The sequence below is a fragment of the Mesorhizobium sp. genome (genome assembly GCF_004963255.1).
GTDB lineage: Bacteria > Pseudomonadota > Alphaproteobacteria > Rhizobiales > Rhizobiaceae > Mesorhizobium.
The window spans coordinates 184,131-195,752 of sequence record NZ_SUGA01000002.1 but is presented as its reverse complement, the minus strand read 5'-3'; the positions used below and the strand labels follow the sequence as shown (position 1 = coordinate 195,752).

Annotated in this window: 10 protein-coding genes; 9 read left to right on the top strand and 1 reads right to left on the bottom strand. The window is 63.7% G+C overall.

Annotated elements, in window-relative coordinates:
• The first annotated feature begins 8 nt into the window (after positions 1-8).
• From E5X34_RS03795 to E5X34_RS03760, 8 genes are all read left to right on the top strand, one after another.
• Entirely contained in the window at positions 9-296 is a 288-nt protein-coding gene (locus E5X34_RS03795; RefSeq protein WP_292561236.1) for a YciI family protein, read from the top strand.
• Positions 293-1,231 carry a DUF3445 domain-containing protein gene (locus tag E5X34_RS03790; RefSeq protein WP_292561233.1) on the top strand — a complete coding sequence of 313 codons (939 nt, stop codon included), beginning with the start codon at positions 293-295 and terminating at the stop codon, positions 1,229-1,231. The genes E5X34_RS03795 and E5X34_RS03790 overlap by 4 nt, the downstream gene beginning before the upstream one ends.
• 132 nt (positions 1,232-1,363) lie before the next feature.
• Positions 1,364-2,809 (top strand): homospermidine synthase, encoded by a 1,446-nt coding sequence (locus E5X34_RS03785; RefSeq protein WP_292561230.1) that lies wholly within the window; start codon positions 1,364-1,366, stop codon positions 2,807-2,809.
• 86 nt (positions 2,810-2,895) lie between these two features.
• A complete protein-coding gene (locus E5X34_RS03780) occupies positions 2,896-3,270 on the top strand; it encodes a hypothetical protein (RefSeq protein WP_292561227.1) in 375 nt (124 codons plus the stop codon).
• 190 nt (positions 3,271-3,460) lie between these two features.
• The gene (locus E5X34_RS03775; RefSeq protein ID WP_292561224.1) at positions 3,461-5,521 is read left to right on the top strand and encodes a bifunctional UDP-sugar hydrolase/5'-nucleotidase; all 2,061 of its coding nucleotides are present in this window, start codon (positions 3,461-3,463) and stop codon (positions 5,519-5,521) included.
• Positions 5,522-5,771: 250 nt separating this feature from the next.
• A complete protein-coding gene (gene hemH / locus E5X34_RS03770) occupies positions 5,772-6,836 on the top strand; it encodes a ferrochelatase (RefSeq protein WP_292561221.1) in 1,065 nt (354 codons plus the stop codon).
• 242 nt (positions 6,837-7,078) lie between these two features.
• Positions 7,079-8,029, top strand: coding sequence for an SPFH domain-containing protein (locus E5X34_RS03765; protein ID WP_292561217.1), 951 nt, complete (start codon positions 7,079-7,081; stop codon positions 8,027-8,029).
• 26 nt (positions 8,030-8,055) lie between these two features.
• Entirely contained in the window at positions 8,056-8,520 is a 465-nt protein-coding gene (locus E5X34_RS03760) for an NfeD family protein (RefSeq protein WP_292561214.1), read from the top strand.
• A 49-nt stretch (positions 8,521-8,569) separates the two neighbouring features.
• Here E5X34_RS03760 and E5X34_RS03755 read toward each other — a convergent pair whose 3' ends face one another.
• Positions 8,570-9,571 carry a KpsF/GutQ family sugar-phosphate isomerase gene (locus E5X34_RS03755; protein WP_292561211.1) on the bottom strand — a complete coding sequence of 334 codons (1,002 nt, stop codon included), beginning with the start codon at positions 9,569-9,571 and terminating at the stop codon, positions 8,570-8,572.
• 159 nt (positions 9,572-9,730) lie between these two features.
• On the opposite strand from E5X34_RS03755, the gene E5X34_RS03750 reads away from it, so the two are divergent.
• On the top strand, positions 9,731-11,527 hold the full coding sequence (locus tag E5X34_RS03750) for an outer membrane beta-barrel protein (protein WP_292561208.1): 1,797 nt from the start codon (positions 9,731-9,733) through the stop codon (positions 11,525-11,527).
• The last annotated feature ends 95 nt before the right edge of the window (positions 11,528-11,622 follow it).

The window sequence follows — 11,622 nt, the reverse complement described above, 5'->3', positions numbered from 1 at the left end:
AGAATGCCATGTTCGTCGTGTCGCTGAATTACAAGGTGCCTCTGCCCGAGATCGACAAGCTGCAAGCAGCGCATGTCGAATGGCTGAAGGCCTGTTATGCGGAGGGCGTCTTCATTGCCTCCGGGCCAAGGAAACCGAGGACCGGCGGCATCATCATCGCGCAATGCCCGCGCGAAATCCTTGACGCCAGGCTGGCAGCAGACCCTTTCGCCAAGGCCGGGGCCGCGGACTACGATATCACCGAATTCCTGGCCAGGATGACCACCGCCGGGCTCGACGCTTTTAAGGAGGCATGAGCTTGGTCGAGGCCTTGCCCACGCACACTCCCTATGATGGCTCGTCGAAGCTGTTCACCATCGGGCTGAAGCCGCTCGACCCAGCAGACTGGATCGAGGTCGACGGTTATCTTCTACCCTATCTCGCCGAAAAGCGCCGGCTCTATGCTGAAATCCCCGACCGGGTTTTCGTCGAGGAGGACAACACGCGCGACGCCCAGCAGGAAGTGCTCGAATTGCTCGGCGCGTATCTGCCGGAGCGATTTGCGCGCACCCATCGCCGCACAGATGCGGGCATCGAGGTCGTGGGTGCAGCGGACCACCCTGCCCTGCCTTCGGGGCTCGCCGACGCGCCGCTCGCAAAGGCCTCGCTGCTTGTCCAGGAAGACCTGATCCTGATGCGACGCGACGAGCGCGGCTGGCGGCTCGCCGCCGGCTCGCTGTGCTTTCCCTCGTCCTGGTCGCTGCGGGAGAAATTCGGCAAGCCGCTGCAGGAAATCCACGAACCGGTGCCCGGCTTCGGACCAGGCACGCGGCCGGCCGAGCTCATCAACCGCATGTTCGACGGACTGCAGGGCCAGGCGGTCGAGCGCTTCAACTGGTCGATCCAGGCCGATGACAGGCTCTATCATCCGCTCTCCAATGTCGAGCGCATCGACCGCGCCACCAACCGCCCGAGCCGCTTCCCCGACGGCGACGTCAACGCCCACGCCTTCATCCGCGTCGAACGCCAGACGCTGCGCAAGCTTCCAGTGTCGCGCGACATCCTCTTCACCATCCGCATCCATCTCGACCCGCTCAAAGTGTTGACCGGCCATCCGGACCGGGCAATGCTGGCGGCCTCCTTCGCGGAGCAGCTCCTGGCCCTCGACCAGCAACAGCTCGACTACAAGGGCCTGACCGCCGACCGCGACCGGCTGGTTGCAGTCCTCGGCCGCATGGCCGGATCGGCTTAACCACATGCCCAGAACGGCCTAGCCGGCGGTTGGCGCTTTTCGCTGGTTTATGACAATGATCTGTGGTGTAGCGCTTGGCCGTTGGGCCAAAGGCGCCCGGTTTTGCGCGTGTTTGAAGGAGTGTGCGAAAAAATGGCGAATGAAAACTGGCCCGTTTACGGTGAAATCACCGGTCCCGTCGTGATGATCGGCTTCGGCTCGATCGGGCGGGGAACGCTGCCGCTGATCGAACGCCATTTCAAGTTCGACAAATCTCGCATGACGGTCATCGACCCTCTCGACACCGACCGCAAGCTGCTCGACGAGCGCGGCATCGCCTTCATGCAGGACGCGGTGACCGAGAAGAATTACAAGAAGCTGCTCACGCCGCTACTGACCAATGGCGGCGGCCAGGGCTTTTGCGTCAACCTGTCGGTCGACACCGGTTCGGTGGACCTGATGAAATTGTGCCGCAAGCTCGGCGTGCTCTACATCGACACCGTCGTCGAGCCGTGGCTGGGCTTCTATTTCGACGCCGACGCCGACAATGCCAGCCGCTCCAACTACGCGCTGCGCGAGGCGATGATCAAGGAAAAGCAGGACAAGCCCGGCGGCCCGACGGCGGTCTCCACCTGCGGCGCCAACCCCGGCATGGTCTCGTGGTTCGTCAAGAAGGCGCTGGTCAACCTCGCCACCGATCTCGGGCTCGAGTTTTCGGAGCCCGCGCAAGAAGACCGCGAGGGCTGGGCCAGGCTGATGAAGAAGGCCGGCGTCAAGGGCATCCACATCGCCGAGCGCGACACCCAGCGCACCAAGAAGCCAAAGCCGATGAATGTATTCTGGAACACCTGGTCGGTCGAAGGCTTCATCTCGGAAGGCCTGCAGCCGGCCGAGCTCGGCTGGGGCACGCATGAAAACTGGATGCCGAAGAACGGCAAGAAGCACAAGCACGGCTCCAAGGCGGCGATCTATCTGGAGCAGCCCGGCGCCAACACGCGTGTGCGCAGCTGGTGCCCGACGCCGGGCGCGCAATATGGCCTGCTGGTGACCCATAACGAGTCGATCTCGATCGCCGACTTCTTCACTGTGCGTTCGAAGAAGGGCAAGGTCCAATACCGCCCGACCTGCCATTACGCCTACCATCCCTGCAACGACGCCTTGCTGTCGCTGGACGAGATGTTCGGCGCCGCCGGCAAGCCGCAGCCGGTCCACCACGTGCTTGACGAGAACGAGCTGGTCGACGGCGTCGACGAGCTCGGCGTGCTGCTCTACGGCCACGACAAGAACGCCTATTGGTACGGCTCGCAGCTCTCGCTGGCCGAGGCGCGCAAGCTCGCCCCCTACCAGAACGCCACCGGCTTGCAGGTCACCTCGGCGGTGCTCGCTGGCATGGTCTGGGCGCTGGAGAACCCGGCAGCCGGCATCGTGGAAGCCGACGAGATGGACTACCGGCGCTGCCTCGAAGTGCAGTCGCCTTATCTCGGGCCGGTCAGGGGCTACTATACCGACTGGACTCCTCTGGACAATCGCCCGGGCCTCTTCCCGGAGGACCTGGACAGGGACGACCCGTGGCAGTTCCGCAACATTCTGGTCCGATAGCGCCGGGATCGACCAGCGGCAGCGCCTTGCAATCGCCCGGAAATCGGGCGATTGAAGGGAGCGGACTGAGGAGAGGATTTTCAAGAATGACCATTGCGCGCAAACTGCTTTCGGCAGGCGCCGCGGCAAGCCTGCTGGCTGCGGCCGCCTGCACCACCACCGGCCCATCGGGACCACCGGCCGCCGCCGCTCCCAAGGGGGTCGAGGGCAATTGGATCGACGCCAAGGGCACCGGCCTGTCGACCTTCGCGGCCGGCAACTTCACCACGGTCGCCACCGACACTGGCCAGAAGCTGTCGGAAGGCAGCTACACCTTGACTGGACCGACCTCGGTCGAGATCCACGGCACCTCGCTGATCCGCCAGACGCCGGTCAGCTTCAACTGCCTGATGGTCTCGATCAGCCAGCTCAACTGCACCAGCGCCAGCGGCCAGAATTTCGTGCTGACGCGCCGGGCCTGAGGCTCGCAGACATCAATCCAAAAAGGACGGCGGCCGCGAGCCGCCGTCCTTTTTTGTGCCGGCAAATATCTCCCCGATTTGTGCTTGCATCGGCCGGGACCCGATGTGAACATGACCCAAGGCTGACTGTTATTTTCCAGTCAAGCGAAGGCGTTAAGCACGGTCGAAGCCAATTTACCGGGAGACGAAGATGAAGAAGATTGCCGCCATCCTAGCCCTTTCCGCTTCGACGCTTGGCCTGTCGGCCGGCGTGTCCTTTGCCGACTACACGCTGAACATTCTGCATTTCAACGACTGGCACAGTCGTATCGAAGGCAACAACAAATACGAGTCGACCTGTTCCGCAGACGAGGAGACCAAGGGCGAATGCATCGGCGGCGCTGGCCGGCTGATCACCGCGATCGCGCAGGAGCGCAAGAAGCTCGAAGGGCAGAACCTGCTCTTGCTCAATGCCGGCGACAGTTTTCAGGGCTCGCTCTTCTACACCACCTACAAGGGTGCGGTGGAGGAGGAGTTCCTCAACCAGATCAAGCCCGACGCGGTGACGCTCGGCAACCACGAATTCGACGACGGCGAGACAGCGCTTGTACCTTACCTCGACAAGGCGAAGTTCCCGATCGTCAGCGCCAACGTGCTGCCCAACGACAAGTCCGGCGCCGCCGGCAAGCTCAAGCCGTCGATCGTCGTCGAGGTCGGCGGCCAGAAGATCGGCATCATCGGCGCCGTCACCAACGACACGCCGGAACTCGCCTCGCCCGGTCCGAACATCGCCATCGCCGACGACGTCAAATCGATCACGGCCGAGGTCGAGAAGCTCAAGGCGCAAGGCATCAACAAGATCATCGCGGTCACCCATATCGGCTACCGGCGCGAACGCGACGTGATCGCCAAGATCCCGGGCATCGACGTGGTGGTCGGCGGCCACAGCCACACGCTCCTGTCCAACACCGACCCGAAGGCCGAAGGCCCCTACCCGACCATGGTCGACAATCCCGACGGCTCCAAGGTGCCGGTCGTGCAGGCGGCGTCCTATTCGAAATATCTCGGCGAGTTCAAAGTCGTGTTCGACGACAATGGCAACGTCAAGGAAGCCAGCGGCGCGCCGATCTATCTCGACAAGTCGATCACGCCCGATCCTGCTGTCCTTGCCCGCATCAAGGAGCTCGCCGCGCCGATCGAGGCGCTGAAGAACAAGGAGGTGGCCGAGACCACCAAGGCGATCGATGGCAGCCGCGAGAATTGCCGCGCGCGCGAATGCGAGATGGGCAATCTCGTCTCCGACGCCATTCTCGACCGCACCAAGGGTCAGGGCGTCGAGATCGTCATCTCGAACGGCGGCGGCCTGCGCGCCTCGATCGACCAGGGCACGGTGACGATGGGCGAGGTGCTGACCGTGCTGCCGTTCCAGAACACGCTGGCCACCTTCAAGATCTCAGGCAAGGACCTGGTCGCGGGCCTCGAAAGCGGCCTTAGCCAGGTCGAGGACGGCGCCGGCCGCTTCCCACAGGTTGCCGGGCTGAAATATTCCTTCGACAAGTCGGTGGCGCCCAATGCCGGCCGCGTCAAATCGGTCGAAGTGATGGAGAACGGCGCCTGGGCGCCGATCAATCCCGACAAGCAATATCTGGTCGCCACCAACAACTATGTCCGCCAGGGCGGCGACGGCTACAAGGTCTTCGCCGAGAAGGCCAAGGACGCCTATGACTACGGCCCCGGCCTGGAGCAGGTCGTGGCCGACTATCTCGGCGCGCATCGGCCCTACACGCCCAAGCTTGACGGCCGCATCACCGAGATTGCGGCAACGACGGCGGCGGCCGAGCCAGCCAAGGCCGCGGAACCGGCAAAGCCTGCCGAGACCGCTCCAGCGAACGCTGAGCCTGCCATGCCGGCTATGCCTTCCGGTTCCAGCGACATCGCCGGCACACCACCGGCCGTTCCGGCTGAAACCGCTCCGGCGGCTCCCGCCGAGACCGCGAAGCCGGCTGAGACGGCGCCGGCCGCGGAACCGGCAAAGCCTGCCGAGGCTGCGCCAGCAACGCCTGCTCCCGCCGCCGAGCCGGCCAAGCCCGCCGAAGCGAAGCCGGCTGAGACCAACCATACCGTCGCCGCCGGCGATACCTATTGGGACCTGGCCAAGAAAACCTATGGCGACGCCACCAAGTGGAAGCTCATCTCCGAGGCCAACAAGGACTTCAAGCCGCGCCGCCTGCCGCTGGGCGCGACACTGACCATTCCGCCAGCCGCGAAGTAGGCGGCAGCCCGGAATTCATAACACCCGCCCGGGCAAACCGGGCGGGTGTTCCTTTTCCGGTGCAAAACACGATAAGGTGCGGCCAGACGCAGCATTGAAAACCGGCAGGGCATCGCTAAAGCATGTCTCCCGAAAGTGGGAACCGGTTTCGGGATAAAGACATGCGTAAAATCAAAAACCTAAAGCGCATGGAGCGAATTCGAAGGATCGCGACGCGCTTTAGTTTCCGCGGCGCTACCGGAGACTTTTGATGACGCTTGCCAGCCCCACCGATGCCAAAGCCGCCAAGGCGGTCGGTCCGCTGCCCGCCGGCCACCCGGCGGTGAAGCAGGGCAAGATCGGCGTCATGCTGATCAATCTCGGCACACCCGACGGAATCGAGTTCGGCCCGATGTGGCGATATCTCAGGGAATTCCTCTCCGACCCGCGGGTCATCGAGCTCAACAAGGCGATCTGGTATCCGATCCTTTACGGCCTGGTTTTGACGACCCGGCCGAAAAAGTCCGGCGCCAACTATGCCCGGATCTGGAACCGGGAGAAGAACGAGTCGCCGCTGCGCACCTTCACCCGTTCCCAGGCAGAGAAGCTCGCCAGTGCCCTCGCCGATCACTCGAACGTCGTGGTCGACTGGGCGATGCGCTACGGCAATCCTTCGACGGCAAGCGTCGCGCAAAAACTGGTCGAGCAGGGCTGCGACCGTATCCTGTCCTTCCCGATATATCCGCAGTATTCGGCAACCACGACGGCGACCGCCAACGACCAGCTGTTCCGCGCGCTGATGAAGATCAGAAACGCGCCGGCGATCCGCAGCGTGCCGCCCTACTACGATGAGCCGGTCTACATCGAGGCTCTCGCTCACTCGATCGAGCGGCATCTCGAGGCGTTGGACTTCGAGCCGGAGGTTGTTATTGCATCCTACCACGGCATCCCGAAGCCTTATTTCGAGAAGGGCGATCCCTACCATTGCCACTGTCTCAAGACGACGCGGCTGCTGCGGGAAAGGCTCGGCTGGGACGAGAAGAAGCTCATCACCACCTTCCAATCGCGTTTCGGCGCGCAGGAATGGCTGCAGCCCTACACCGATGTCACGGTCGAGAAACTGGCCAAGGAGGGGGTGAAATCCATCGCCGTCGTCAATCCGGGCTTTTCCGTCGACTGCATCGAGACCCTGGATGAGATCGGCCGCGAGGCGGCCGAAACCTTCCATCACGCCGGCGGCAAGAACTTCGCCCATATCCCCTGTCTCAATGACAGCGCCGAGGGCATGGCGGTCATCGAGGCATTGGTCCGGCGCGAGCTTTCCGGCTGGGTGTGACCGGCTTCACCGACAGACTCGAAACGGTGCGCAAAACCCGCCGCTAACCGATATCAGAGCATGATGCCGAAAAGTGTGAGCGGTTTTCGGACCACATCATGCTCTTTCCATTGACCCAGAGCCGGATGATTTCAGGTCGATCCGGCCTGAAATCATCCGGCGCTGGCGATCACCTGATTGTAACGTTGCGGAAACACACTTAAGTGATTCCGTGAGGTCGCCGCGTTTGAGGGAGAAGCGAAATGGGCTTTAGCGGTTTCGATATTGCCATCATTGTTCTTGTTTTCCTGGTCATCATTCTGCTTTTCAAGGGCATCAGGACGGTGCCGCAAGGTTACAATTACACGGTGGAGCGCTTCGGCCGTTACACCAAGACGCTGACCCCCGGCCTCAACATCATCAACCCGATCTTCGAGCGCGTCGGCGCCAAGATGAACATGATGGAGCAGGTGCTCGACGTCCCAACGCAGGAGATTATCACCCGTGACAACGCCATCGTCGGGGTCGACGGCGTCGCCTTTTACCAGGTGCTGAACGCCGCCCAGGCCGCTTACCAGGTGGCTGGGCTGCAGAACGCCATCCTCAATCTCACCATGACCAACATCCGCACGGTCATGGGCTCAATGGACCTCGACGAATTGCTCTCCAATCGCGACGCCATCAACGAGCGCCTCCTGCGCGTCGTCGACGAGGCGGCGCATCCGTGGGGCATCAAGATCACCCGCGTCGAGATCAAGGACATCAACCCGCCGGCCAATCTCGTGGAATCGATGGGCCGCCAGATGATGGCCGAGCGCGACAAGCGCGCCCAGATCCTGGCCGCCGAAGGCCTCAAGCAATCGCAGATCCTTGAAGCCGAAGGCCGCAGGGAAGCCGCTTTCCGTGACGCCGAGGCGCGCGAGCGCTCGGCCGAGGCGGAAGCCAAGGCAACCCAGGTCGTGTCGGAAGCCATCGCCAAGGGCGATGTGCAGGCCATCAACTACTTCGTCGCGCAGAAATACACCGAGGCCTTGGCCAAGATCGGCTCGTCGAGCAACAACAAGATCGTGCTGATGCCGTTTGAGGCCTCGTCGCTGATCGGTTCGCTCGGCGGCATCGGCGAGATCGCCCGCGAAGTCTTTAAGGGCGAAAGCCCGTCGGGCACGCCGCGCCAGGGTTCACGCCCGCCGATCGTGCGGCAGAGCGACAGCTGATCATCTAACACTGTGGGAGACCGTCAATGATCGACCGCATCGTTTCGGAACTCGGCCCGTGGAACTGGATGGTTCTCGGCATCGTGCTCGTGGTGATGGAAGTCGTGGCGCCAGGCGTGTTCATGCTGTGGATCGGCATCGCAGCGCTGATCGTCGGCGCTGTTTCGCTGGCGATCTGGGACGCGGCGTTCTGGACTTGGCAGGTCCAGGTCCTGGCCTTCCTCGTGCTGGCCGTTGTCTCGGCCTATGTCGGCAGGCAGATTGCGGTCTCGCGCCAAGGCAGCGTCGACCAGCCGCTGCTCAACCGCCGCGGCGCGCAGATGGTCGGCCGCACGGCGACGCTGGCCGAGCCGATCAAGAACGGCCGCGGCCGCATCCGGCTCGGCGACACGCTCTGGCGCGTCTCCGGACCCGACCTGCCGGTCGGCGCGCAGGTGCGCGTGACCGGGGCGGCGGATACCGATCTGGAGCTGACTGTCGAGGCTATCTGAGCCGAGACGGATCAAAATATCGGGCCGCTTCGGCCTGAAATCTCACGCGTTAAGCTGCGCCGATGCGCAGCAGGTCGTGGAAGTGAACCACGCCCACCGGCATTTTGTTTTTGATCACGACCAGCGCGCCGATATTGTGCTCGTTGAGCATGGCGATCGCCGTGCCCGCCAGCGTCTGCGGATCGATCGTCTTGGGGGTGCGGGTCATGACCTCGTCGACGGTGACGTCGGCCAGATTGCGATGCAGATTGCGTGCGACGTCGCCGTCGGTGACGATCCCGACCAGTTTGCCGCTGGCATCGACGATGCAGACGCAACCGACTTTCTTTTGCGAAAGGGTCATCACCGCTTCCGGCATCTTGGTGCCTAGCAAAGCAAGCGGCACCTGATCGCCGGTCCGCATGATCTCCGAAACCAGGGTCAGATTGGCGCCAAGCTGCCCGCCCGGGTGCAAGGTTCGGAAGTGATCGGGTGTGAAGCCACGCGCCTCGAGCAGCGCGATCGCGAGCGCATCGCCCATGACGAGTTGCAGAAGCGTCGACGTGGTCGGCGCCAGCCCGTGCGGACAGGCCTCGGGCACGATCGGCAGCAGCAAGACCACATCCGCCGCTCGCGCCAGCGCCGAGCTCTCGCCCGAGGTAATGGCGATCAGGGGAATGGAAAAGCGCCTGGAATAGGCGACGATGCCCATCAATTCCTTGCTCTCGCCCGACCAGGACATGGCAATGATGGCATCGTCCCGGGCGATCATGCCGAGATCGCCGTGATTGGCCTCGGCCGGATGGACGAAAAAGGCGGGCGTGCCGGTCGAGGCCAGCGTGGCGGCGATTTTGGAGCCGATGTGACCGCTCTTGCCGACACCGGTGACGATAACGCGGCCGTCGATCCGCGAGATCAGGTCGATTGCCGCGGCAAAAGGATTGGACAGCCCATTTGCGAGTGCGGCGGCCAATGCCGCTACGCCGGCCTGTTCCGTCGCCACCGTTCTCAGCGCCGATTCGATCGCAGCCTTCCTGTCTGGCCGCTTTCTTTCTGGGGACCCCGCATGCATGGGCGAAGCGATTAGCGCTTTGCCGCGCCGCTGTCCACAGAATTGCCTTAGGCCTTCGATTGGAGGGCTTCCGAGGGGGCTGTCTCAACCCTCCGTTAACCATCCGCATTTACGGTTCGGTAAGTATGGCGCAACCGCGCCGCGCAAGCAGTGGTGACGATGTCCGGGGGCCAGCCTGAAACGAAAATCGGTCGGAAGGGCATTGCCGTTGCAGCACTGCTGCTGACGGCAAGCGCGCTTGCCTTGCTGCGCCCGGCGCCGGCATTTTCGCAGGAAACCGAGCTGCGCGGCGAGGTTTCCGAATCGGCGATACTTGCCGACCAGCAGCGCAAGGCCAGGCAGTTGCGGACGCAAGGGACGCAGGATCAAAACGCTCCCGCCGCCGCCCAAGACACGGCGCCGACAACCTATCAGCCGGCAAGCCCGGGCGCGGTTCCGGATGACGACCAGACGGCTGGTGCGTCGGACAGCATCTTCGACCAGCCGCCGGCAGCCACCGACCCGCTGGCCGACACGACGGCGCCGGCAAAGCCGCGCCGGCCTTCGACGGCAAGGCAGCGCACGCAGGACGCCAAGGCCGACACGAAGGCCAGCGCCAAGACTGCCGATAAGAAAAAGACCAAGAAGAAGGCGGGCGAGGCAACCGATAACACGACCACCGCCGCAACCGCCGCCACCGGCGATCAGGCCGATGCTGCAGCGACTGCCGACGACGGCGGCAACCGCCGCGCTGTCACCATCGACAGCGTCGACAAGCAGAAGCTCGACCCGGGCCAGGAGCGCACCGGATCGATCGATGGACAGAAGGTCAAGCCGGAGGAAGATCCCTTCGCAGCTCCCGGCGTCAGGATCGGCACCTTTGTCTTCCGGCCGACGCTGGAGCAAGGCTTCACCGCCACGTCGAACGCCGATTCCAGCAGCACCGGCAAATCGGCCGTCCTGTCGGAGACAGCGCTGCGTTTCACCGCGACCTCCGACTGGCGCGAGAATTCGGCTCTGATCACCGGTTACGGCCAGTTCCGCAACACCGTCTCGGGCCAAAAGATCAACGATGCCCAGGGCCGCATCGAGGGCCAGCTCAATGTCGATCTCGACAACGAGCTGCGCGCCATCGCCAAGCTCGGCTACGAGGCAGCGCCGGAATCGGCCTCCTCGCCAGATGCGATCGCCGGTGTCACCCAACAGCCGCTGCGCCAGACCGTGGACGGCAGCCTCGGCATCGAAAAAAGTGTCGGCAAGATGCGCTATGCGCTGACCGGGGCGGTCTCGCATGATTTCTACGGCGATGCCGAGCTCTCCAACGGCACTACCGTGTCGCAGAAGGATCGCGACTCCACGCTCTACACGGCGACTTTGCGCACCGGCTATCAGATCTCACCGGCGCTGACGCCCTTCACAGAAGTCGAGGCCGGGCGGCGCATCTATGACCTGCGCGTCGACACCGACGGCTTCGAGCGGTCCTCGACCAGGCTTGGCGCGCGTGCCGGTCTCGAGCTCGACATGGGCGAGAAGCTGTCCGGCGAATTCTCCGTCGGCTGGCTGCGCGAGGCGCTCGACGACAGCCGCCTGCCGGCGGTGGCAGGGCCGAGCATCAACGCCGACCTCAAATGGTCCCCCGAGCGCGGCACCACCATCGGCCTCACCGGCAAGACCAGCGTGGAGACGACAACGAACGCCGGCGAGAGCGGCGATATCCTCTACTCCGGCCGTCTGACCGGCGAGCGCCAGATCCGCGCCAACCTGACGGCGAACTCGGCGCTTGGTCTCGATTGGCGCGACTATACCGGCTCCGACGGCCACGACCTGATCCTGAGCGCCGAGGCCGGACTGACCTGGTGGCTCAATCGCTATGCCGGGCTTACCACCCGCGTCAGGACCGAGAAGCTGACCAGCAACCTGGTCGGCCGCGACTACACGGCCAACAGCGTTTATCTCGGTCTGAAGGTCCAGCGCTGAGCGGTAGAGACGGCCAAGCCCATGCCGAGATTCAGGTCAGGCCGAGTCGAGAGCAACGGCTTCCGATAACCGGAGCGGAGCGTACTTAAGATACG